The sequence below is a fragment of the Mycobacterium sp. FW102-FHT13B02 genome, assembly GCF_058790275.1.
This window is the reverse complement of record NZ_JBYTCM010000014.1, coordinates 114,445-135,275: the sequence shown is the minus strand read 5'-3', so window position 1 is coordinate 135,275 and position 20,831 is coordinate 114,445. Positions and strand designations below refer to the sequence as shown.

Genomic DNA, 20,831 nt, shown 5'->3' with positions numbered 1-20,831 from the left:
TCCTGAGTGGATGGGGGGTCGATCAGCTGATGCGGGCGAAGTCGGCCCAGCCCTTGATGGCGAAACTCGAGCCATCCCGGACCACTTCGACAGCGCCGTGTCCGCCGAGGTGTGCCGGGAAGAGGAGCACATTGTCGTCGCTGGCGCGGCCCAGCAGCTTGTGCCGGGTGTTGCGCGCTTCCGCGGGGTCTTCGCAGAAGCAGCTGTTGGTATGCGGTGTGACGATCTGCAGCGGGGTGTGGATGAGATCGCCGACGAACACAGCACGGTCTCCGCCGGATGCCAACGTCAGGACCGACGAGCCGGGGGTGTGTCCGGGCGCGAGGTCCAGCCGCAGATTCTTGTCGATCTGGTAGGTGCCGTCCCACAGCTGCGCCAGCCCGGCTTGGTGGACCGGGGTGACGCTGTCCTCGAACACATTCAGACTCCCGCGGCTGGCGGCGGCTTTGTGGGCATTGGCCGGGTTCCAGAAGTCGAAATCGCGTTGTGGCATCAGGTAAGTCGCGTTCGGGAAGGTGGGCACCCACGTCGAACCGTCCAGTCGGGTGTTCCAGCCCACGTGATCGATGTGCAGGTGGGTGTTGATCACCAGGTCGACGTCCTCGGGCGCAACGCCTGCGACGGCCAGATTGTCGAGGAACGCTGTGTCAAGGTGGTTCCACACCGGGACATACGGCCGCTCCTTGTGGTTGCCGACACCGGTGTCGACCAGGATGGTGCGGCCCTCGCTGCGCAGCACCCAGGTCTGGATGGCCGAGATGCACTGATCGGTGCCGGGATCCCAGAAATCAGGAGCCAGCCAGTGCTTGTTGGCTTCCCATTCGTGGTCGGTGCTGTCCGGGAAGAATTCGGCGGGACCCATCTGCACGGAGCCGTAGTACTCCATGACGCGGGTGACGGTGACATCCCCCAATTCGATCTGTTCCATGTGACTCCCTTGCTCGTCGGCGCGGCTCACTCGAGTCTGTCGACGGGCGTGGGGGGCAGCCACACCTCGTCGGTCCTATCCCTGGCAGGGTGTGGCTGGGATCCGACAGCGCGCGGATACTGAAGAAATGCACGGACCTGGGCCCCTCGGAGAGTTCCTGCAGGCACGGCGCGCACGTACCCGCCCTGGGGACATCGGCGTGCAGGACTTCGGTGCGCGTCGGCGCGTGCAGGGTCTCCGACGCGACGAAGTGGCGCACCTGGCGGGAGTCAGCGTGTCCTACTACACGCGGCTTGAGCAGGGCATCTCCCGCGGCGCGTCGCCCGAGGTCCTGGAAGCGATTGCCGCTGCGCTGCAACTAGATCCGCACGAACGTGAACATCTTGAAAGGTTGGCCGGGACAGCCCGGCGGGCACCTCGGCCGCGGCGTCCCCGGCCGGAAATGGTGAGCGACGAGACGCGTGATCTGATGCGTGCCCTCGATGGCACGCCGGCGTTGGTTCTCGGCCGGCGTACCGATGTCTTGGCGTGGAATCACCTGGGTCATGCGCTGCTGGCCGGACACGTGGACCGGACTGCCGTAGACGATGCGGTGAACCGACCCAACATGAGCCGGATGGTGTTCCTGGATGGACACAAGCGTGAGCTCTACACAGACTGGCGACGCAAGGCCAGGGCTGTGGTGGGCAATCTGCGTATCGCCGTGGGGCGGTATCCGGACGACCGTGACCTGGCCGCCCTCATCGGTGAGCTGACGATGAAGAGCCCAGAATTCGTGACGATGTGGCGCGATCATCGGATCACCCCCTGTGATGCCGCGTCGTACGATCTGCACCATCCGGTGGTGGGCTCCCTGACTGTCACCCAACAGACGCTGGCGATCGCGCGCTCGCCTGGCCAGAGCCTGATCGTGGTCACTACCGCGGCGGAGTCACCATCGGAACGGGCGCTGGCGCTGCTGCGAACTCTGGGCACACCGATGGTCGACCGGGAGCTGTCCGGGAGGTTCCGCGTCTGAGGCCCGGCAATGGCGCTTTGACGTTGTTGAAGTGCCAACATGACGACGGGCAGATAAAGCCGAGTGATATTTCTGGCCGTGAAATCTCAACCGCGCCAATGCAGCACGTCCAGTGCGACGCCGACTTCGACACTGTTCCCCGACAGCGGCCGAGGCAGCAGTTCGTCGGCCCGGGCCAGTCGGCGCAACAGGGTGTTGCGATGTGTGAAGAGTTTGCCGGCGGCGCGGGAGACGTTGCACTGCTCACGTACGAATATCCGGACGGCAGAACGTAATTCCGGGCTCGCGGCCTCCAGATCGCCCAGCACACGCTTGACGAAGACTGCGGCGCGGTCGGCATCCGCGGTCAGCAGCGCGACCATCTCGATGTCCGTGTACTCCGCGATCTGCTGCGGTGAGTGCAGTCGCGCCATCATCTGTTGTGTGGTGATCGCATCGAAGTGACTGCGCCGAAACCCGTCCACCCCGGTGCCTGTCGACCCGACCGCGATCCGGACTTCGCGTCCGGCGGCAGGTGCCAATGAGTCGACATCGACCGAACCTGGTGCCCACACCCACCGCGTGGCGGTACTGGCGAGCACACTCAGTGGTCGGCCGCCCGCCGCTCGCCCGAAAGCCTCAGCGGCCCGGTCCAATTGCGATAGATCACTATCTGGATTGTCGGTCCAGATGACGGCGGCGGTGTGGTCGCCGCCGAGTCCGTAGGCCAGGCGGCTTTCGGCGCGCTGCCGGGGGATCGGGGCGCCCTCGAGGAGCAGTGCGACCGTTGCGCGCCGCTCGGCGTGGCTGCCGCGGGTGAGTTCGTCGCGCTCGAGTTCGATCTGGGCGGCGATGGCGGCCAGGGTGGCCTCGATGAAGTCGCTGATGGACCGCGAGCACACGTCGAGCATCGCGTGCAGTTCGGCCGGGTCGGCGGTCAGCTCAAAGGCGATATCCATCAGGCGCCGCCACGCCACGCCTTCGCCGACTCGGTAGGCGTCCAGGGTGTACGAGTCCACGCCGCGCCGGACCATTTCCCGGGCGACGCTCATGGGCTCGGCGCCGGCGTTGGGCGGTACGGGTGCGCCGGGATCGCGCACGTTGGCCGCACCCCAGAACAGCAGATTCGAGCGGTTGCTGCGGCTGACGGCCGCGGCCAGCTCAGGGTCGGAGGCGATGGCCGGATTGGCGCCCAGCACGGCGCGGTCGAGTTCGTCGAGCCATTCCGCACGAGCGTTGACGACCACCTGTGCGCACTGCCGAATCAGCTCGCGTACCTGCACTGATGGTTGGGTGGCGTCCATGGGACCAGGCTATCGCGCTGGTGCATAGTGCACTGCAAATCATCAAAGTTGGGACGTTTTGGCCTTCTGCTGAAGAGCTGTCGGCCCGACCATTGTTTCCACGCCCACCACCGCCAACAGGGAGTCTGCAATGGAGCACACCGCCACCACCAACCAGGTCGACGTGCTGATCGTCGGCGCCGGAATCTCCGGCATCGGTGCCGCCTACTACCTGCAGAAGGAACATCCCGGACGGACGTACACCATCTTGGAGTCCCGTGGCGCGACCGGTGGCACCTGGGACCTGTTCCGGTACCCCGGCATTCGCTCGGACTCCGACCTGCACACGTTCGGCTATGAGTTCAAGCCGTGGCGCGACGAGGACGCCATCGCCTCCGCCGGCAAGATTCTGGCCTACCTGCGAGAGACGGTCAGCGAGAACAACATCGACCGCAACATCCGGTTCCACCACAAGGTGCTCGGCGCCGCGTGGGACAGCGCTACCGCGCGCTGGGTCGTCGACATCGAGCGGACCGATACCAGCGAACTGATGCAGATCTCCGCCAACTGGCTGTTCTGTGCCGGCGGCTACTACCGCTACGACGAGGGTTTCACGCCGCAGTTCCCGGGCCGCGACCGCTTCACGGGCCAGGTCGTGCACCCGCAGCACTGGCCCGAGGACCTCGACTACACCGGCAAGAAGGTCGTCATCATCGGCAGCGGGGCAACTGCGGTCACGCTGGTGCCGTCGATGGCAGACACCGCCGCGCACGTGACCATGCTGCAGCGCTCACCGACGTACGTCCTTCCGGTGCCGGCCAAGGACACCTTCGCCAACGTGGCCGGTCGGGTGCTCGGCGCTGATCGCGGTTACGCCCTGGCCCGACGGAAGAACGTCATCCGGCAGCGCGCGGTGTACACCCTGTGCCAGAAGTACCCGGCCGCCGCCCGACGCGTGATCCGCTGGACCAACGCCCGGCAGCTGCCCGGGGGATACCCCGTCGACACGCATTTCAGCCCCAACTACAAGCCGTGGGATCAGCGTCTGTGCACGGTTCCGGACGCCGACCTGTTCAAGGCCATCGGCAGCGGCAAGGCGTCGGTGGTCACCGACCGCATCGCGACATTCACCGAGACCGGGCTCGAGTTGGAGTCGGGGCAGCACCTGGATGCCGACATCATCGTCACCGCAACAGGTTTGAACGTCCAGCTGTTCGGTGGCATGACGCTGACCGTGGATGGCGAGGCCGTCGACTTCGCCGACACCGTCGCATATAAGGGCATCATGCTGTCGGGCGTGCCGAACTTCGCCTTCGCCTTCGGCTACACGAACTCCTCGTGGACCCTCAAGGTCGGGCTGTTGTGCGAGCACTTCTGCCGACTGCTGAAGCACATGGACGCCAATGGATTCGATAGCGTGCGGCCGGTGTTCGGCGACGCCGGCATGGAGACCAAGCCGCTGCTGGACTTTGCCGCCGGGTACGTGCAGCGGGTCGCTGACACGCTGCCGCGGCAAGGTGCCTCCGGGCCGTGGGTGATGTCGATGAACTACAACTTCGACCGCGAGATGCTGCGCCACGGTGCGGTGACGGATCCGAACCTGCGGTTCACGGCCGCCGCGCGCACCGAAGCTCGGGAGTTCGTGCCGATTTCCTGATCGGCACTCAGGGCGGCCGTTTACGCTGGCGTGAATGGAGACATCTAAGGCGAGCGAAGCGACGGAATGTATAAAGTCGCCGGCCGTGCCGCCCGAGATCCCCGGTGTCCCTTCAGCTGTCGGTGTCGAATTGCCGCCCGGGCCGGTGCCCGGGCGGCCGTATTCGTTGCCGCTGGATTTGCTGACGGAGGAATACGGCCCGCTGTTCTACGCCGACTTCGGCGGCAGTCGGCGGTTGTACGCCTGCTCCCTGGCGCTGGTCGATGAGCTGTGCGATGAGACCCGGTTCGTCAAAGCCCTCACCGACCGCCTGGCGCGGTTTCGCGCGCTTGCCGGTAACGGGTTGTTCACTGCCTACACCGGTGAGGACGGCTGGCAGCAGGCCCACGATCTGTTGATTCCCGGCTTCAGCTTCAGTGGACTGCGGAGCTATCACCTCGCGATGCTCGACATCAACCGCCAGCTGGTGGAGCAGTGGGACGCGGCCGTCGGTACCCGCTCGGTGGACGTGGCGGGTGATCTGGCGAAGCTGGCCATGGACACCGTGGGCCTGGCCGGGTTCGGCGCCAGGTTCGACTCCTTTCAGTACGACGGCCTTGCCGACGTCCCCGCCAGTTTCGCGGCTGCGCTGAACCAGATACTGCTCGGAGCCAATGCCGACCCGGCGGTCTTCGAGGCCGAGCGCACCAAGCTCTTCGCCTTCATCGCGGAGCTGATCGCCGGCCACCGCGCAGGCGAGGCCGACCTGGACGACCTCCTGGTGCTGATGCTGCAGCCTGGTCCCGACGGGAAACCGATCCTCGACGACGTCAGCATCCGCAACCAGATCGCCACGTTCATGGTCGCGGGGCAGGACACCACGTCGACGGTGATGCCGACGGCGCTGTACAGCATCGTCAAGAACCCGGCGGTGCTCCACCGCGCGCAGGCGGAGGCCGACGCGGTGTTCGGCCCCGGCGACGACCACGTGCCGGCATTCGATGAGATCGGCAAGCTCACCTACATCCGCCGGATCATCGACGAGACGTTGCGGCTGTCCCCGCCGGTACGCGAGTTCGACCGAATGGCGTTGGCAGATACCGTCATCGGCGGCCAGTATCCCGTCGAGCGCGGTGCAGCGGTGACGGTGCTGACATCGTCATTACACCGGCAACCGGAGTGGGGCGACAACGTCGACATCTTCGACCCCGATCGGTTCGACACCGAGCGGTCCGGGCAGCGTCCGGTCAACCTGTTCAAGCCGTTCGGCACCGGCGCACGGTCGTGCATCGGACGCCAATTCGCGCTGCACGAAGCGACCATGGCGATCGCGACTCTGGTACACCGCTACCGGTTCGTGGACGTCGAGCACTACACCCTCCGCACGCACAGCGACCTGCTGCGCAAGCCGGAGGGCTTCCATCTGCGGCTCATTCGCCGAACCCCGGAGGAACGGCGGCAGGCTCCCGCCGCCGTCACGGTGGCGCCGGTGACCCAATCCCGAGTGGCGGTGCCGTCCGGGACGAAACTGCTTGTGCTGCATGGGTCGAACCTCGGCAATTGCCGGTCGCTGGCCCAGCAGCTCGGTGACGAAGCCGTCGACCTCGGTTACGAAACGACCGTTGCCGCTTTGGATTCCGCGGCGGGCGCGGTGCCGGACCAGGGGGCGGTGGTGATCGTCGCCGCGTCGTACAACGGGATGCCGACCGACGACGCCCGCGCATTCATGGACTGGCTGGACGAAACGGCGGATCGGGTGCCGGCGGTGCCGTATGCGGTGCTCGGTGTCGGTGACCGCAACTGGGCCGAGACCTACATGGCCATACCCCGACGTATCGATGCCCGGCTCGCGGAACTCGGTGCCACGCAACTCTTTCCAATGGTGGAAGCCGACACGTCGGGTGACTTCGCCGGTGTGGTCGAGGACTTCTCCGTGGCACTGTGGAATGCGCTCGGCAGTGCTTTCGGTGTGGTTGCCGCGGATGAACCGGTGGCCGAAGAGTCACTCTACGACTTGCGCGCCATCGACGGGCCGGTCACCGCGGCGATCGACGCCCGTTACCAGGTGCAGCCGGCCACGGTGCTGGACAACATTCCGTTGGTGGACACCGGCTCCGAGTTCGGGCAGGACAAGCGGTTGATTCGCATCGCGCTGCCGGACGGCGTCGACTATCAGACGGGCGATCACCTCACTGTGCTGCCGGACAACAGTCCCGCACTCGTCGACGAGGTCGCCGAGCTACTGGACCTGCGCCTCGATCGTCGGATCTCGATCAATCCACGGCGCAGCACGCGACGGGCCATCCCGATCGACCGGGAAGTCACTGTGCGCGAACTGCTTACGCACTTTCTCGAACTCCGTAGACCGGCGACCCGGAGCCAACTCTTGCGGCTCGCGGCGGCGAACCCGTGTCCACCGGAACGCGCCGCGCTGACCGCATTGGCCGACGATCCCGAGATCCGCGCGCTCAGCATCACCGAATGCCTCGTGGAGTTCCCGGCCACCCAGCTCAGCCGTGCGGAGCTGCTGGAACTCTTCGAACCGATGTCACCACGCCATTACTCGATCGCGACGTCGTCGCGCCGGCGGGCCCGTGAAGTCGAGCTGGTGGTGGGCGTGCTCGAAGGGCCGGCCCGCTCCGGAACCGGCGTGTTCCGCGGCGTCTCATCCAGCTACCTCGCGGATGCTGTGCCAGGGCAGCAGATTCGGATGCGTGTCGACCCGGCCCGGCAGGCTTTTCGCGCGGGTGCGGACCCGGCCCGCAACGTCATCCTGGTCAGTGCCGGCACCGGCGTCGCCCCGTTCCGCGGCTTCATCGGAGATCGCCTCGGCGCGCTGGAGGCGGGGGAGCCGTTCACCGCAGCGCTGTGTTTCTTCGGCGTACGACACCTTGACGTGGACTACCTGTTCCGCAACGAGGCCGAGGACGCCGAGCGCCTCGGCATCGTCCGGATGCGGCCGGCGTTCTCCCGAGCCGGTGATGAGGTCAAGTACGTGCAGGACCGCATCGCTGCGGACGCCGATGAAGTCTGGGACATGCTCGGCAACCCCGACAACGACACCCACGTCTATGTGTGCGGCGACGGCGCCCGGATGGCGCCTGCCGTGCGCGCCGCGTTCCAGGACATCTACCGCAGCCGGACCGGCGCCGACGATGACGCGGCCCGCGCCTGGCTGGCGGGCCTGGTCAGCACCGACCGCTATGTCGAGGACGTCTGGGCCGGGTAGCGCGTCCCGCCGCGCAGGGCCGTGAGCCCGCGCATGCCGTGGTAGATCACCAGTGCGGCAACGGAACCGAGCGCGATACCGGTGAACGTCAACGGTCCGGCACGCCAGGTGAAATCGGCGATACCGATGATGAGCGGTATCGCGGCGGTCATCTGGTTGATCGGCTGCGAGAAGTCCACCCGGTTGGTCAGCCAGATCCGCACGCCGAGGATGCCGACCAGGCCGTACAGAACGATCGTCGCCCCGCCCAGCACACCCGGCGGGATGGCGGAGATCGCGGCTCCGACCTTGGGGCACAATGACAATAGGACAGCCACCGCGGCGGCCACCCAATATGCGGCGGTGGAGTAGACGCGCGTCGCGGCCATCACTCCGATGTTCTCGGCGTAGGTGGTGGTGGCCGAACCGCCGCCGGCACCGGCCAGCACGGTGGCCACCCCGTCCGCCGCGAGGGCCCGTCCCATCAGTGGATCCAGATCCTTGCCGGTCATCTGGCCCACGGATTTCACATGCCCGATGTTCTCGGCGATGAGCGCGATCACCGCCGGCAGAAACATCGGCAGGACCGCCAGACTGAATGACGGACTGCGGAATTCGGGCAGCCCGATCCATGGGGCCGCCGCGATGGCCGTCGTATCGACCTCACCGAGGGCCAGCGCCAGCAGGTAACCGATGACCACCGCCAGAAAGATGGCGAGCCGGCCGATGATGCCCCGGAAGAATGCGAGCGTCGCGATCAGCAGCACCAGCGTCACCAGGCCGACGAGCGGTCCCTTCTCGAAATTGTTCTTCGCCGCGGGAGCCAGGTTGAACCCGATGAGAGCGACGATGGCGCCGGTGACCACCGGCGGCAGCGTGAGATCCAGCCAATGCGTGCCGACCAGATGCACCACCGCGCCGACCAGGATCAGCAGCAGACCCACGGCGATCAGACCACCGAGCGCGCTGCCGCTGCCATGTGCGGCGGTCGCGGCTGTCACCGGCGCGATCACCGAGAAGCTCGACCCGAGATAACTCGGCAGCCGGTTTCCGGTGATCAACAGGAAAGCGATGGTTCCGATACCGGAAAACAACAGCGTGGTGGCGGGCGGGAAACCGGTCAGCACCGGCACCAGGAAGGTGGCGCCGAACATGGCCACCACGTGCTGGGCGCCGATACCGATGGTGCGCGGCCAGCTCAGCCGTTCATCGGGGGCGACGACAGGGGCGTCCGGACCGACCGGTGTCCAGGCGAGGGGAATCATCCGGTCATATTGCCGGACGGGGCCCGTATTCGCTGTCTGTCAGCGCATACGGCGCGAGGCGACTAGCCGAACTCCAGCAGCGTCATCGCGGGGCGCACCGGGTCGAGCAGCGACGTCCGTTGTGCCGCGCGCATGACGGCGTTGAGCACCCGGCTGCGCGTGGCGGGGGACTCGACGTCGTGGACAGCCCGAATCCCCGGGATGGTGTCGACCAATCGCGCCGCCTGGCTTGCCGACAGGGTGAATGGCATCGGAGGCACCCGGTAGCGCAACGAGGTCCGCATCCCGCGGCCCACCAGTCGGGCGAACATCGCGGGCGGCGAATCGAACATCATCCGTCCGCCCGGAAACCGCTTGGCGCACTCGGCGATCAGCCCCAACGACTCCTCGGGCTGCAGGTACATCAGTAGGCCCTCGGCCGTGATGAAGACGCCCTCGGAGCTGTCGACCCGATCCATCCAGCTGTAGTCGAGCGCCGATTGTGCGCACACCGCAACCCGGTCCGAAGGGGGCAGCAGCTTGCTGCGAACCTCGATCATCGGCGGAAGATCGACTGTCAGCCAACGGAATTCGGTACCCACGTCGCCGGCGGAGATGCGGTAGAAGCTGGTCTGCAGACCTTCGGCCAGCGCCACCACGGTGGCCTTCGGATGCTCGCGCAGATAGTCGCAGGTAGCGCGGTCGAACGCCAACGCGCGCATCGCCATGTCCGGGCGCCTCGAATATCCGAACTTGGCGAAATCGAAGTCGATGCGGTCCACCAGCTCGACCGCGACCGGATCGTCGATGATGCCGTCGGGCCGGCGCGCCTCGCTGGCCCGGACCTGCAGGGTCATCAACGCCGTCTCGGAGACGCCCGTCAGCGTGGTGCCGTCGATCTTCTGCGGTGAGGTCATACGGCGGCCAGCACTTTCTCGACGGTCCGCAGGTTGCGGGTGGTGGTGGACGATTTATAGCGTTTCTTGGCCATGGTCTTGCTGAGCGCACTGTCGAGGGTGTTACCGCGCGCCACCTGCCAGTACAGAACACCGTGACCGCGCCGGATGGTCTCACCGGAGGTGGGCGTCAGGGCGGCCAATTCGTCGAGCACATCCGGATCGCTGACGAATGTCACGTACGAATGATGGCCGTCGACTTCGCGCTCGAACGGGAAATCCGCGGAGATGGTCCGCAGTTCGTCGCCCGGGTACACCAGCACCCAGGCGTCGTACCCGAACGATTCCCGCAGCGCTGCTTCGGCTTTCGTGCGCACGGTAGCTGCCTTGGCGGAGCTGGTCAGCACGACGTTGCCGCTGGCCAGCAGGGTCTTCACATCCTCGAAGCCGGCTTCGCGGAAGGCCGCGGTCACGTCGGCCATCTTCAGATTCACCCCGCCGACGTTGACGCCGCGCAGGAACACCGCGTAGCGCGTCATACCAACTCCGTCATGACGCCCAATGGTAGGCACTTGCGCCGTACGCTGGGTGCCATGACCCGTCAGGTCTTCGAAGACAAGCTGCTCGCGCTGATCAGCGATAATTCGCTGGGCGTGCTGGCCACCATCAAACGCGACGGTCGCCCGCAGTTGTCGAACGTGTCCTATTACTTCGACCCACGCGCCGTCACCATCGGGGTCTCGATCACCGAACCCCGGGCCAAGACCCGAAACTTGCGGCGCGATGCTCGGGCGTCGATCTACGTCCGGTCCGACGACGGCTGGGCGTATGCGGTCGCCGAGGGCGATGCGGTGCTGAGCCCACCGGCCGCGTCGCCCGACGACGACACCGTCGAAGGCTTGATTGCCTTGTACCGCAATATCTCCGGCGAGCACCCGGACTGGGACGACTACCGGCGGGCGATGGTCGCCGACCGCCGGGTCCTGTTCACCATGCCGATAACCCATCTGTACGGGATGCCGCCCGGCCTGCTGTGAACGCGCTAGTCTGCGTGCATGCCCGAGAACTCCGCCGAAGGTTCAGCATCATCCGACGAGACCAAGCGCAAGTTCCGCGAGGCGCTCGAGCGTAAGAAGGCCGGTTCTGCCGGTGGCACCGCGCATCGGGACGGCGGCGCCAAGCAGAACAAGTCGCACGGCGCGGTCGGCGGCGGTCGGCGGGAATTCCGCCGCAAGAGCGGCTAGTCCCGGGCCAGTGCCCGAGCCGCTACCAGCGCGGCCAGCAGCACCGAAACACACTGCAAACCGGTGCCTTTCAGGCCCCAGCCGACCGACGCCAACGTCGCGGCGCCGGCGATCACCAACAGCGTGCCGACGGCTGCGCTGCGCCAACCCGGTTCTGAGACCCGGCCGCCGTCCCACAGCGGCAGCGGGTTGGTCTCCAGCGGTCGCAGCAGCAGGAACAGTCCGGCGACCAGCGCCGCCATGAGCGCCACCTGGTAGACGCTCAGCACCAGTAAGTGCGGCTGGCCGGGGTAGCGGGGCAGGCCCGCCAGATCGAAGGCCAGGTGCATACCGAGCAACGCGGGCATGTGCCACAGGTACAGCGTCATCGCGCCGGTATTGCCGATCACGGCGAGGCGCCATACCTGCGGCCGGGCGGCCCAGCGGCTGATCGCCGGGGCAGCGGCAATGGCGAACGCGCACATCATGATTGCGTGCCCGGCGAGCAGCAGTGACGGTGGCGTCATGTTCTTGATGTGCTGCGTCTCGATGCCGACCAGGCTCAGCTCGTAGGGGCCCACCCAGACCATCGCGACATTGACGGCCAGCATGGCGACGCCGACGCGCAGCGCGTTGGCGGCCGTCAGTAGGCAACGGCGGTACGCCACCCCGAACATGCCGGGGATCAGCCACACCACGAAGTTCACATAACCCAGCGCCGACCAGGAGTGGTCGTTGATGCGGATGGCGTCGACGAGAGCGACCAGGGCGTAGGTACCGGCCACCGACGCGACGAGCCGGCCGACGGTGGTGATCCGAAGCAGTAGTGGCACCGCGGCCAGCACCATGACGTAGGCACCCAGGAACCACAGCAATTGGATGCTGATGCCGGCGATGGGCTCGTAGACGTGGATCGGTAGCAGCGGTTTCAGGATCAGCAGCACCCCGGCCCAGAACGCCAGGTAGTAGAACACCGGCCGGTACAGCCGGGTGCAGCGCTTGAGCAGCCAACCGCCCCAGCTCATCCCGCGGGTGTACGAGCCGACCGAAGCGGCGACACCGGCGAAGAAGAACAGCGGCATGATCTGGAAGATCCACGTCAGGGCTTGGAAGACCACCGAGGTGGTGAGCAGATTGCCCCACCGGAACACGTCGTGCTCGATCAGGCTGGTGGCCATGATGGTGTGACCGGCGACGACGCCGATCAGCGAGACGATGCGGATGACGTCGATGGCGCGGTCACGGTCGGCCGGCGTGCGCTGCGCGATCTCGGCGGCAGAAGGAAAGACGCGGGTGGTCATGCCTTTGAACGTAAGGGCCGACCCCCTAGGTAGTGCTACTCAAATTACGCTGATCTGCGGCGTTCCTGCCACAGAACGGCAGCCAGACAGACGGCCGCCAGGCCCGCGATGATGACCGCGAAGCTGACCCCGGCTGCCTGCAGGCCCCAGCGCTGGGCGGCGAACCCGAGGCTGACGACCGGTAGTGAGATGGCCACATAGGCCACCACGAAGTACGTCGAACTGACTTCGGCGCGCCGCTCGGTCGCAGTGCCTTCGACAACGGCCGCCAAGCCGCGGCTGAAGCTGATGCCCTGCCCGACGCCTGCCACGACGGCGGCGATCAACAGACCCGACAGCGATGAAAGTTGCAGAGCCACAGCAAGAATTGCCATGCCTGCGACGAGGATGGCGCAGCCCAGCGCGACGGCCCGCGGAGGATGAAGGCGTCGTCCGGCCAGCTGAGCGGCCGCCGAGGCGACGAAGATCGACGCCGCGACCGCGCCGCCGACGGCGTGATTGTCGATGCCGATCACGTTGCTGACGAACGCCGGCGCCACCGCCGTGAACAGGCCCATCACGGCGAACCCGGCGAACGCGGCCGTGGCCGCGAGGATGAACGTCGCCCGAACCTCGGCGGGGACCGACAGCCGCTGGAAACCGATCCGGCCGGCACGGCTCGAGGTCTCCGGGACCAGCCATACCGCCGCGATCGCCAGCACCGCCAACACGATGTGCACGAGGTATGGCAGCTGCATGGGGTGCGGCGCGTACTGCACCAGCAGGCCGGCCACGACCGGTCCGGCGCCCAGCCCGCCGATGTTGGCGATGGTGGCGCCGGCTGCGGCCTGTTCGCGTCGGTCCTCCGGCACCGACTCGACGACGGCGGCCGTCGCGGTACCGGTGAAGATGCCCGCCGACAGGCCGGACAGCAGCCGGCCCAGGAGCAGCAATGGCACGCTGTCGGCGTAGAGGAAGACGACGGCACTGGCGATGGCAGCGACGGCCCCCGCGATCAGCACCGGCCGTCGGCCGACGGCGTCGGACCAGCGGCCGAACAGCAGCAGCGCGGCCAGCACGCCGATGGCGTAGGCCGAGAAGATGACCGTCGTCGTCAGGACCGCGAAGTGCAGGTTGTGGGCGTACAGCGCGTAGATCGGCGTCGGCAGCGTGGTGCCGAGCATGATGGCGGCGAAGGCGTAGGCGAGTAGCGGGAACCCAAGGCGCGAGGTCACGGTTCGAGTTTGGAGCACGGGTAGGGCAACACCGTCGTGACCCGCTGGCATTCCTCAGCGGCGCGGCGCGGGGGACGTCACGACGACCACCTCGGCGGTCTCGTCGCCGACCTGCCGGAGCTTGTGCTGCGTGGCCGCGTCGAAGTAGGCGCAGTCACCTGCCGCCAGCTCCACGAGGCGGCCGTCGTAGTTGAGTTCGACGGTTCCCGCGTGGACGAACACGAACTCCTGGCCAGGATGCGTCGGGTGCGCATGGGTGGCGAATTGACGGCCGGGGCGCACCAGGAACGGTGACATGGCCTTGCCCAGCATGCCCGCGGCGATCGCGTGATTGCGAACGGCTCCGCGGTCGGACACCCGCTCGACGGTGAAGGTGCTGACTTCGGGATCATCGGAAAAGAGTTGCGCCACATCGACATCGAGCGTTCGCGAGATCTTGAGCGCGGCGGCGATCGACGGCACGCTGTGGCCGCGCTCGACCTTCGACAGGTAGCTCTTGGTCAGCCCGGTGCCGGCTGCCAGCTCCTCCAGCGTCATCCCGCGCTGCTGGCGCACCGCACGTAACAGGCCACTCACGCCACCCAGGATATCTCATTGACTGAATGACACAATGTGTCCTATGGTCTGCAATGTGTCATCGAGGTGCGGCCGCGCACCGAAGTCGAGGGGAGTGCCGAATGACCGACACCATGCATGACTCCAAGAGCGCGTTGATGCAGCGTGCCGCGGACGGGTTGAACCGTCATATCGCGGAGTCCGGCCTGACCGTCCGCGAGAAGCTGGCGCTGACGTGCCGGGCACTGTTCGACGCCGGACATGACTCGGGCCTGGCCGGGCAGATCACCGCCCGCGCCGAGGAGCCGGGCGCCTACTACACACAGCGGCTGGGGCTGGGCTTCGACGAGATCACCGCGGGCAACCTGCTGCTCGTCGACGAAGACCTGGGCGTCCTCGATGGCGGCGGAATGGCCAACCCCGCCAACCGTTTTCACTCCTGGATCTACCGCGCCCGGCCGGACGTGAACTGCATCGTGCACACGCATCCGTTCCACGTCGCGGCACTGTCGATGCTCGAAGTCCCGCTGATCGTCTCGCAGATGGACATCGCGCCGTTGTACGACGACTGCGCCTTCCTGAAGGACTGGCCCGGCGTGCCGGTCGGCAACGAGGAAGGCGAGATCATCTCCGCTGCGCTGGGGGACAAGAAGGCAATCCTGCTGGCCCACCACGGACAGGTGGTGGCCGGCGCCAGCGTCGAGGAAGCCTGCTCGCTGGCCATGCTCATCGAGCGCGGCGCCAAGCTGCAGCTGGCTGCCATGGCTGCCGGCACCATCGCTCCGCTGCCGGACCGGCTGGCCCGCGAGGCGCACGACTGGACGCTGACGCCCAAGCGCAGCGTCGCCAACTTTGCCTACTACGCGCGGCGTGCCCTGGTGCGCCACCCCGACGCGCTCGACAACTGACCGACCCTGGAAAGGACCTGAACCATGACCGAGATCCACGGCATCATCGCCTACCCCATCACCCCGTTCACCGCTGACGGTGGCACCGTCGACACCGACACCCTGGCCGCTGTCGTCGAGCACCTCGTCAGCACCGGCGCGCACGCCATCGCCCCGTTGGGCAGCACCGGCGAATCGGCGTACCTCACCGAGGCCGAGTTCGACGCCGTGGTCGACACCACGGTTGGCACCGTCAACCGCCGGGTCCCGGTGATCGTCGGCGCGTCGGATCTGACCACCACCAACACGATTCGGCGCGCGCGGTATGCGCAGCAGGCCGGTGCCGACGCGGTGATGGTGCTGCCGATCTCCTACTGGAAGTTGAATGAGCGGGAGATCGTCCAGCACTACGCCAGCATCTCGACCGCTGTGGACCTGCCGATCATGGTCTACAACAACCCGGCCACCAGCGGCATCGACATGGCCCCCGAACTGCTGGTGCGGATGTTCAACGACATCGACAACGTCCGCATGGTCAAGGAATCCACCGGCGACCTCACCCGGATGCTGCGCATCAAGGAGCTCTCCGGCGGGACCTTGCCGTTCTACAACGGCAGCAACCCCTTGGTGCTCGACGCCCTGCTCGCCGGAGCGTCCGGATGGTGCACAGCCGCACCGACCTTGCGTCCACAGCCGTGCATCGATTTGTACGACGCGGTGCGCGCCGGTGATCAGGCCCGCGCGCGGGAGGTTTACGACGAGCTGGCGCCCCTGCTGCGCTTCATCGTCGCCGGCGGGCTGCCGACGACCGTGAAAGCCGGACTGGATCTGCTGGGCCGCAATGCCGGTGACCCGCGGCCGCCACTGTTGCCGCTCGATGAGGACGGTCGCGCGGAACTCAAAGGCCTGCTGGCCCCCGAACCGGCGTAATCCGTTCGCGGCTCCGTGGGTGCGGAGCGGGGTCCTAAACTGGCCTGATGTCGAAGCTGCAGCTGGTCCAGGAGCCGTCCGCCGATGCACTGCTCGAGTCCAACCCGTTCGCGCTGCTGGTCGGGATGCTTCTCGATCAGCAGATTCCGATGGAGGTGGCGTTCGCCGGCCCGAAGAAGCTCGAGGACCGGATGGGCGGCCTCGACGCCCGCGAGATCGCCGACTACAACCCCGACAAGTTCGCTGAGCTGTTCGCGCAAACGCCTGCGGTGCACCGCTTTCCAGGGTCCATGGCCAAGCGGGTGCAGGCCCTGTCGCAGGTGATCGTCGACGAGTACGACGGCAATGCGGCGGCCCTGTGGACCACCGGCGACCCCGACGGCAAAGAGGTGCTGCGCCGCCTCAAGGCGCTGCCCGGATTCGGTGAGCAGAAAGCCAAGATCTTCCTGGCACTGCTCGGCAAGCAGTACGGCGTCACGCCCGACGGCTGGCGCGCCGCGGCCGGTGACTACGGCAAGCAGGGCACCCACATGTCCGTCGCCGACGTCGTCGACAAGGGCTCACTGGACCAGGTCCGCGCCTACAAGAAGCAGATGAAGGCAGCTGCGAAAGCAGCCAAGGCCTGAGTTGTCGAGAGTGGGGGATGACGAGGAAATTCTCGGGAGAATCCCTCGTAAAACCCCACGCTCGACGCGATCACAACGGCGGGCCGTCGAACCGCTCCCGCGTGGTGAACTCCGAGACCGGCCGCCGGGTCAGTTTGGTCACCTGCTTGACCGGCTTGCCCAGCGGCAGCATGCACGCCACCGCGTAGTTGTCGGGGATGCCGAGTAGTTCGCGCACTGCGGGCTCCTGCGCGACCACCATGGTGGTCAGCACGCCGCCGAAGCCCTCGTTGCGGGCGGCCAGCAGAATGCCCCAGACGAACGGGTAGATCGAGGCACCGCTGATCACGCCGATGCGGTCCAGGTGCTGATCGAACGCCGCAGCCACGCCGAGGTCCAGGCACACCACGAGTACGACGTCGGCGCCCAACAAGGTGCCGGTGACCATGCCGTCCGGTACCGGCGTGGCCTCGACGACCGCGGGGTCGACACCGCAGGGCTGCAACGGGTTCCAGGGGCCCTCGCCGGCGGCGATCTGCGCGACGTACTGCCTGGCGCCGGGTTTGGACAGTTCACCCAGCTTCTTGCGTGTTTCGACGTCACGCACCGCGATCACCCGCGCGCCCTGCCGGTTGCCGCCGCTCGGGGCGAATCGCGCGTTGTCGAGGATGCGCTCGAGCACTTCGTCGGGGAGCGGCTCGCCGCTGAACTTGCGGACGGCACCGGTCGTGCGCATGACGTCGTAAATCTCCATACCGACCATCATGCGTATGCGAAGGTGATGTGTATGGCTAAGACACACTTGAACTGCCCCTGCGGCGAGGCGATTTCCGGCAAGGACGAGGACGATCTGGTCGAGAAGGCACAAGCCCACCTCGCCGAGCAGCATCCCGGCCGCGAATACGACCGCGAGATGATCCTGTTCATGGCTTACTGAAGCAACAAGCAAGCGAGCGTGGCTGCCGTTGGGGGGTAGCCACGCTCGCTGTTGTGTAGGTGTGTCGAGTCCGACCGTCATACTGACGGGCGTGACGCCGAGAAACGTGGGGGAGACGCCCGAGCGGGGATGGCTCACGCCGAAGCAGCAGCGGGCCTGGGTGGCGTACATGCGGGTGCAGCTGCGGATGAATTACGAGATGAACCGGCAGCTGCAGGCCGATTCCGGGCTGTCCCTGGCCGACTACGACGTCTTGGTGGCGCTCTCCGGCGACAACGACGCCGGACTGCGGGTCAGCGACCTCGCCGCGCAGATCGGCTGGGAACGCAGCCGGCTCTCGCATCAACTGCGGCGCATGGAAGAACGTGGCTTGACCGAGCGCCGCCCGAGTGCCCAGGACGGCCGCACCACCAATGTCGTGCTGACCGCGAGCGGTCGGCGGGCGATAGCCGAGGCCGCGCCCGGGCACGTCGACCTGGTCCGGAGCCTGTTCTTCGATCCATTGCCGGACAACCTGCTCGGACCGTTCACCGCCGCGTTGGAGCACATCCACGTCAACCTCGATCACAACAGCTCGCTGCCGCCGACACCAAGCTAGGATTAGGTGATCTATCACCTAAATCGTCTGGAGTTGCGCAATGAGTGAAGTCGTCACCCGCCTGATGGAAGCCAACCTGCTGGCCGTGTTCGACGAGCGCGACCCGCAGCGCCGGGCGGCCGCCATTGCCGAGACCTACGCCGAGGATGTGCAGTGGACCGACGACGAGGGTGTCGCCATCGGCCACGACCAGCTGAACGCCAAAGCCGCTGAACTGCAGGAAAAGTTGACCGGTCTGCGCTTCGCGAAGGCCGGCCCGGTTCGCCAGACCCGTGGCCTGGGGTTCCTGGCGTGGGAGGTTCGCGCCGCGGGCGAGGTCACGGTGGCGTCGGGTTTCGACGTCGCCGAGATAGCCGATGGCCGCATTGTTCGGTTGTGGACGGTGCTCAACAGTGCGGAATAGGTGATACATCACCTAAGTTGATACGAGCGAAAGCGTCATCCATCCAGACAAGGAGCCCGATCATGGGACAGCTCGACGGCAAGACAGCACTGGTCACCGGAGGGACGTCAGGCATCGGCCTGGCGACCGCGAAGCGGCTCGCTGATGAGGGTGCGTACGTCTTCATCACCGGTCGTGATCGCACTCGACTCGATGAGGCGGCCGCCGCCATCGGCGCTCACGGTGTGCAGAGCGACATCAGCAAGCCCGAAGAACTCGACGGCCTGGCCGCGGAAATCGCCGAGCACGGCACGGGGCTCGACATCGTGTTCGCCAATGCCGGCGGCGGCGACTTCGCCACCCTCGCCGATGTGACACCGCAGCACTACCGGGACAACTTCGACCGCAACGTGGCCGGCACGGTGTTCACCGTGCAGAAGACGCTGCCGCTGCTGAACGAGGGCGCCTCGATCGTGCTCGCCGGGTCCACCGCTGCATCCGAAGGGGTCCCGGCTTTCGGGCTCTACGCCGCGTCCAAGGCTGCCATCCGGTCTCTGGGCCGGACCTGGGCCGCCGAGCTGGCCGACCGCAAAATCCGGGTCAACACCATCGTTCCGGGCCCGATCGAAACGCCAGGGCTCTCCGGCCTGGCACCCGCCGATCAGAAACAGGACCTGCTCGACGGTATGGCCGCTCAGGTGCCGATGAAGCGTCTGGGGCGTCCTGACGAAATCGCTGCCGCCGTGCTGTTCCTGGCCTCGGACCAGAGCAGCTTCATGACCGGTGCGGAGTTGGCCGTCGACGGCGGCCTGATCCAGCTCTAGCGCTACACAGAGAGGACGCCCGGGGTGTGGTGCACCCCGGGCGTCCTCTCGGTACGTCGGCTGAGGGTTACGGAACCACCGACGAGCCGATGGTGGGCATGAACTGGCACTGCTTCTCGGTCGTGGTCACCTGACCGAAGATGGTCGACATGATGCTGCCCGAGCCGGTGTCGACGATTGCGGTCAGCGTCGTCGGCCCCTGCGGGTTGATGTCGGCCTGCGGCTTGAGGGTCGCGCTGCCCGACTTGCCAGTGGTCAGGTTGACCCAGGTGACGTTCAGCGGCAGCTTCTGCTCGGCGGCGGGGCCGGGCGTGCCGACCGCGGTGAACACGTAGGCGGTTTGGCCAGGGCCGGGACCCGGCGTCGGAATTTTCGCCGGGCCGGCGACCGAGATGGCCGTCGCCAGGACGTTTCCGCCGTCGGCGAGGCAGCCGTTGCTGATCGACGGGTACATGAAGTCCTGCGTGATGGGCGTGCCCGGTCCGAAGGCGCCGGCCGGAGCCGGAGCCGCCGCAGCCGGTGCAGCCGCCGGCGCCGCAGCCGGTGCGGCGTCGGGAGCCGGGACGGTCGCCGCGGCCTGGGTGATCGGCGCGGCGGCCGGTGCAGCTTCGGGAGCAGGAGCAGGAGCAGGAGCCGGCGCGGGTGCTGGAGCAGGAGCGGGTGCCGGAGCAGGCGCTGCGGCGGGTGCCGGAGCCGGGGCCGGGGCCGCCTCTGGCGCGGGAGCCGGGGCCGGGGCCGCTTCGGGGGCCGGTGCGGGGGCGGCTTCAGCCACCGGGCCGACGGCGTGTGCGGGGTCGACGCCAGCGGGCAGGTGAGCTTCGGCGCCCGGTACCGCCCCGGGAGCCGGCACGTGGTTGGCAGCCGGGTCGGCCGCGAACTGGTTCACCGCGTTGGCGAGATTCTTCGAATCCGACGGTGCGGCCTTGCTGCCGGCGAACGCCCGGGCTGCTGCCATGAGCAGCTCCGCGGCGCCCGCCGGATCAGCGGCGGCCTGCTGGATCACCGGGGCAAGAGTCTGCATGGCCGGCAGGCCAGGAGCCTGCAGACCATCGATGGGCAGTGGCAACGGCAGTGGCGACGCCGGATCAGCGTGGGCGGCAGTGGCCGCGCTGATCGTGAGTGCGGCGGCTGCGCCGAGTGCGACGAACAGCTTCCTCGATTGCATGACTCTCCCCGGTTTCGT

Annotated in this window: 22 protein-coding genes; 12 read left to right on the top strand and 10 right to left on the bottom strand. The window is 67.1% G+C overall.

Annotated elements, in window-relative coordinates; all coding sequences use genetic code 11:
* Nucleotides 1-22: 22 nt before the first annotated feature.
* A complete protein-coding gene (locus AC3WTE_RS22045) occupies nucleotides 23-928 on the bottom strand; it encodes an MBL fold metallo-hydrolase (RefSeq protein WP_492440909.1) in 906 nt (301 codons plus the stop codon).
* A gap of 127 nt (nucleotides 929-1,055) precedes the next feature.
* Here AC3WTE_RS22045 and AC3WTE_RS22040 point away from each other — a divergent pair, with 127 nt between their 5' ends.
* Entirely contained in the window at nucleotides 1,056-1,946 is an 891-nt protein-coding gene (locus AC3WTE_RS22040; protein ID WP_492440908.1) for a helix-turn-helix domain-containing protein, read from the top strand.
* Between the two features lie 86 nt (nucleotides 1,947-2,032).
* Here AC3WTE_RS22040 and AC3WTE_RS22035 read toward each other — a convergent pair whose 3' ends face one another.
* On the bottom strand, nucleotides 2,033-3,229 hold the full coding sequence (locus AC3WTE_RS22035) for a PucR family transcriptional regulator (RefSeq protein WP_492440906.1): 1,197 nt from the start codon (nucleotides 3,227-3,229) through the stop codon (nucleotides 2,033-2,035).
* Between the two features lie 130 nt (nucleotides 3,230-3,359).
* On the opposite strand from AC3WTE_RS22035, the gene AC3WTE_RS22030 reads away from it, so the two are divergent.
* Both AC3WTE_RS22030 and AC3WTE_RS22025 read left to right on the top strand, forming a co-directional pair.
* Complete coding sequence (locus AC3WTE_RS22030; RefSeq protein ID WP_492440904.1) at nucleotides 3,360-4,865, top strand: flavin-containing monooxygenase; 1,506 nt, start codon at nucleotides 3,360-3,362, stop codon at nucleotides 4,863-4,865.
* 34 nt (nucleotides 4,866-4,899) lie between these two features.
* The gene (locus AC3WTE_RS22025; protein ID WP_492440902.1) at nucleotides 4,900-8,073 is read left to right on the top strand and encodes a bifunctional cytochrome P450/NADPH--P450 reductase; all 3,174 of its coding nucleotides are present in this window, start codon (nucleotides 4,900-4,902) and stop codon (nucleotides 8,071-8,073) included.
* Here AC3WTE_RS22025 and AC3WTE_RS22020 read toward each other — a convergent pair.
* From AC3WTE_RS22020 to AC3WTE_RS22010, 3 genes are all read right to left on the bottom strand, one after another.
* The gene (locus tag AC3WTE_RS22020; protein WP_492440901.1) at nucleotides 8,046-9,317 is read right to left on the bottom strand and encodes a uracil-xanthine permease family protein; all 1,272 of its coding nucleotides are present in this window, start codon (nucleotides 9,315-9,317) and stop codon (nucleotides 8,046-8,048) included. The two genes, AC3WTE_RS22025 and AC3WTE_RS22020, sit on opposite strands and share 28 nt — an antisense overlap.
* A 62-nt stretch (nucleotides 9,318-9,379) precedes the next feature.
* Nucleotides 9,380-10,213 (bottom strand): class I SAM-dependent methyltransferase, encoded by an 834-nt coding sequence (locus AC3WTE_RS22015; RefSeq protein WP_492440899.1) that lies wholly within the window; start codon nucleotides 10,211-10,213, stop codon nucleotides 9,380-9,382.
* Nucleotides 10,210-10,731: a DUF1697 domain-containing protein gene (locus AC3WTE_RS22010; protein ID WP_492440897.1), complete on the bottom strand. Its 522-nt coding sequence runs from the start codon at nucleotides 10,729-10,731 to the stop codon at nucleotides 10,210-10,212. The genes AC3WTE_RS22015 and AC3WTE_RS22010 overlap by 4 nt, the downstream gene beginning before the upstream one ends.
* 54 nt (nucleotides 10,732-10,785) lie before the next feature.
* Here AC3WTE_RS22010 and AC3WTE_RS22005 point away from each other — a divergent pair, with 54 nt between their 5' ends.
* Together AC3WTE_RS22005 and AC3WTE_RS22000 are read left to right on the top strand one after the other, a co-directional pair.
* Entirely contained in the window at nucleotides 10,786-11,229 is a 444-nt protein-coding gene (locus AC3WTE_RS22005) for a PPOX class F420-dependent oxidoreductase (RefSeq protein WP_492440895.1), read from the top strand.
* Nucleotides 11,230-11,247: 18 nt separating this feature from the next.
* Nucleotides 11,248-11,436: a DUF5302 domain-containing protein gene (locus AC3WTE_RS22000; RefSeq protein ID WP_492440893.1), complete on the top strand. Its 189-nt coding sequence runs from the start codon at nucleotides 11,248-11,250 to the stop codon at nucleotides 11,434-11,436.
* Here the strand turns inward: AC3WTE_RS22000 and AC3WTE_RS21995 are convergent.
* The 3 genes from AC3WTE_RS21995 to AC3WTE_RS21985 are packed head-to-tail and all read right to left on the bottom strand — an operon-like array spanning nucleotide 11,433 to nucleotide 14,506.
* Nucleotides 11,433-12,716: an acyltransferase family protein gene (locus AC3WTE_RS21995; RefSeq protein ID WP_492440891.1), complete on the bottom strand. Its 1,284-nt coding sequence runs from the start codon at nucleotides 12,714-12,716 to the stop codon at nucleotides 11,433-11,435. The genes AC3WTE_RS22000 and AC3WTE_RS21995 overlap by 4 nt on opposite strands.
* A 44-nt stretch (nucleotides 12,717-12,760) precedes the next feature.
* On the bottom strand, nucleotides 12,761-13,981 hold the full coding sequence (locus tag AC3WTE_RS21990; protein ID WP_492440889.1) for an MFS transporter: 1,221 nt from the start codon (nucleotides 13,979-13,981) through the stop codon (nucleotides 12,761-12,763).
* 3 nt (nucleotides 13,982-13,984) lie between these two features.
* Complete coding sequence (locus tag AC3WTE_RS21985; RefSeq protein ID WP_492440888.1) at nucleotides 13,985-14,506, bottom strand: helix-turn-helix domain-containing protein; 522 nt, start codon at nucleotides 14,504-14,506, stop codon at nucleotides 13,985-13,987.
* Nucleotides 14,507-14,607: 101 nt separating this feature from the next.
* Here AC3WTE_RS21985 and AC3WTE_RS21980 point away from each other — a divergent pair, with 101 nt between their 5' ends.
* Genes AC3WTE_RS21980 through AC3WTE_RS21970 form a run of 3 tightly spaced genes read left to right on the top strand, consistent with a single transcriptional unit; the run spans nucleotide 14,608 to nucleotide 16,928 of the window.
* On the top strand, nucleotides 14,608-15,393 hold the full coding sequence (locus AC3WTE_RS21980; protein WP_492440886.1) for an aldolase: 786 nt from the start codon (nucleotides 14,608-14,610) through the stop codon (nucleotides 15,391-15,393).
* 24 nt (nucleotides 15,394-15,417) lie between these two features.
* On the top strand, nucleotides 15,418-16,302 hold the full coding sequence (locus AC3WTE_RS21975; protein WP_492440884.1) for a dihydrodipicolinate synthase family protein: 885 nt from the start codon (nucleotides 15,418-15,420) through the stop codon (nucleotides 16,300-16,302).
* Between the two features lie 47 nt (nucleotides 16,303-16,349).
* Nucleotides 16,350-16,928, top strand: a complete 579-nt coding sequence (locus AC3WTE_RS21970) for an HhH-GPD-type base excision DNA repair protein (protein ID WP_492440882.1) — start codon at nucleotides 16,350-16,352, stop codon at nucleotides 16,926-16,928.
* 70 nt (nucleotides 16,929-16,998) lie between these two features.
* Here AC3WTE_RS21970 and AC3WTE_RS21965 read toward each other — a convergent pair whose 3' ends face one another.
* A complete protein-coding gene (locus AC3WTE_RS21965; protein ID WP_492440880.1) occupies nucleotides 16,999-17,661 on the bottom strand; it encodes a nitroreductase family protein in 663 nt (220 codons plus the stop codon).
* A 33-nt stretch (nucleotides 17,662-17,694) separates the two neighbouring features.
* On the opposite strand from AC3WTE_RS21965, the gene AC3WTE_RS21960 reads away from it, so the two are divergent.
* The 4 genes from AC3WTE_RS21960 to AC3WTE_RS21945 all read left to right on the top strand — a co-directional run bounded on the left by AC3WTE_RS21960 (nucleotide 17,695) and on the right by AC3WTE_RS21945 (nucleotide 19,648).
* On the top strand, nucleotides 17,695-17,844 hold the full coding sequence (locus tag AC3WTE_RS21960; RefSeq protein WP_459368634.1) for a DUF1059 domain-containing protein: 150 nt from the start codon (nucleotides 17,695-17,697) through the stop codon (nucleotides 17,842-17,844).
* 169 nt (nucleotides 17,845-18,013) lie between these two features.
* On the top strand, nucleotides 18,014-18,442 hold the full coding sequence (locus AC3WTE_RS21955) for a MarR family winged helix-turn-helix transcriptional regulator (protein WP_492440964.1): 429 nt from the start codon (nucleotides 18,014-18,016) through the stop codon (nucleotides 18,440-18,442).
* A gap of 40 nt (nucleotides 18,443-18,482) precedes the next feature.
* A complete protein-coding gene (locus AC3WTE_RS21950) occupies nucleotides 18,483-18,845 on the top strand; it encodes a nuclear transport factor 2 family protein (RefSeq protein ID WP_492440878.1) in 363 nt (120 codons plus the stop codon).
* Between the two features lie 62 nt (nucleotides 18,846-18,907).
* The gene (locus tag AC3WTE_RS21945; RefSeq protein WP_492440876.1) at nucleotides 18,908-19,648 is read left to right on the top strand and encodes an SDR family NAD(P)-dependent oxidoreductase; all 741 of its coding nucleotides are present in this window, start codon (nucleotides 18,908-18,910) and stop codon (nucleotides 19,646-19,648) included.
* Between the two features lie 67 nt (nucleotides 19,649-19,715).
* On the opposite strand, the gene AC3WTE_RS21940 is transcribed toward AC3WTE_RS21945, so the two are convergent.
* A complete protein-coding gene (locus tag AC3WTE_RS21940) occupies nucleotides 19,716-20,813 on the bottom strand; it encodes an Rv1157c family protein (protein WP_492440874.1) in 1,098 nt (365 codons plus the stop codon).
* Nucleotides 20,814-20,831: the final 18 nt, after the last annotated feature.

Excerpts from the sequence above, each read along its gene's own strand:
- AC3WTE_RS22045 (WP_492440909.1), bottom strand. The coding sequence starts at position 928 with ATGGAACAGATCGAATTGGGGGATGTCACCGTCACCCGCGTCATGGAG.
- AC3WTE_RS22040 (WP_492440908.1), top strand. The coding sequence starts at position 1,056 with ATGCACGGACCTGGGCCCCTCGGAGAGTTCCTGCAGGCACGGCGCGCA.
- AC3WTE_RS22035 (WP_492440906.1), bottom strand. The coding sequence starts at position 3,229 with ATGGACGCCACCCAACCATCAGTGCAGGTACGCGAGCTGATTCGGCAG.
- AC3WTE_RS22030 (WP_492440904.1), top strand. The coding sequence starts at position 3,360 with ATGGAGCACACCGCCACCACCAACCAGGTCGACGTGCTGATCGTCGGC.
- AC3WTE_RS22025 (WP_492440902.1), top strand. The coding sequence starts at position 4,900 with ATGGAGACATCTAAGGCGAGCGAAGCGACGGAATGTATAAAGTCGCCG.
- AC3WTE_RS22020 (WP_492440901.1), bottom strand. The coding sequence starts at position 9,317 with ATGATTCCCCTCGCCTGGACACCGGTCGGTCCGGACGCCCCTGTCGTC.
- AC3WTE_RS22015 (WP_492440899.1), bottom strand. The coding sequence starts at position 10,213 with ATGACCTCACCGCAGAAGATCGACGGCACCACGCTGACGGGCGTCTCC.
- AC3WTE_RS22010 (WP_492440897.1), bottom strand. The coding sequence starts at position 10,731 with ATGACGCGCTACGCGGTGTTCCTGCGCGGCGTCAACGTCGGCGGGGTG.
- AC3WTE_RS22005 (WP_492440895.1), top strand. The coding sequence starts at position 10,786 with ATGACCCGTCAGGTCTTCGAAGACAAGCTGCTCGCGCTGATCAGCGAT.
- AC3WTE_RS22000 (WP_492440893.1), top strand. The coding sequence starts at position 11,248 with ATGCCCGAGAACTCCGCCGAAGGTTCAGCATCATCCGACGAGACCAAG.
- AC3WTE_RS21995 (WP_492440891.1), bottom strand. The coding sequence starts at position 12,716 with ATGACCACCCGCGTCTTTCCTTCTGCCGCCGAGATCGCGCAGCGCACG.
- AC3WTE_RS21990 (WP_492440889.1), bottom strand. The coding sequence starts at position 13,981 with ATGCCAGCGGGTCACGACGGTGTTGCCCTACCCGTGCTCCAAACTCGA.
- AC3WTE_RS21980 (WP_492440886.1), top strand. The coding sequence starts at position 14,608 with ATGACCGACACCATGCATGACTCCAAGAGCGCGTTGATGCAGCGTGCC.
- AC3WTE_RS21975 (WP_492440884.1), top strand. The coding sequence starts at position 15,418 with ATGACCGAGATCCACGGCATCATCGCCTACCCCATCACCCCGTTCACC.
- AC3WTE_RS21970 (WP_492440882.1), top strand. The coding sequence starts at position 16,350 with ATGTCGAAGCTGCAGCTGGTCCAGGAGCCGTCCGCCGATGCACTGCTC.
- AC3WTE_RS21965 (WP_492440880.1), bottom strand. The coding sequence starts at position 17,661 with ATGGAGATTTACGACGTCATGCGCACGACCGGTGCCGTCCGCAAGTTC.
- AC3WTE_RS21960 (WP_459368634.1), top strand. The coding sequence starts at position 17,695 with ATGGCTAAGACACACTTGAACTGCCCCTGCGGCGAGGCGATTTCCGGC.
- AC3WTE_RS21955 (WP_492440964.1), top strand. The coding sequence starts at position 18,014 with ATGCGGGTGCAGCTGCGGATGAATTACGAGATGAACCGGCAGCTGCAG.
- AC3WTE_RS21950 (WP_492440878.1), top strand. The coding sequence starts at position 18,483 with ATGAGTGAAGTCGTCACCCGCCTGATGGAAGCCAACCTGCTGGCCGTG.
- AC3WTE_RS21945 (WP_492440876.1), top strand. The coding sequence starts at position 18,908 with ATGGGACAGCTCGACGGCAAGACAGCACTGGTCACCGGAGGGACGTCA.
- AC3WTE_RS21940 (WP_492440874.1), bottom strand. The coding sequence starts at position 20,813 with ATGCAATCGAGGAAGCTGTTCGTCGCACTCGGCGCAGCCGCCGCACTC.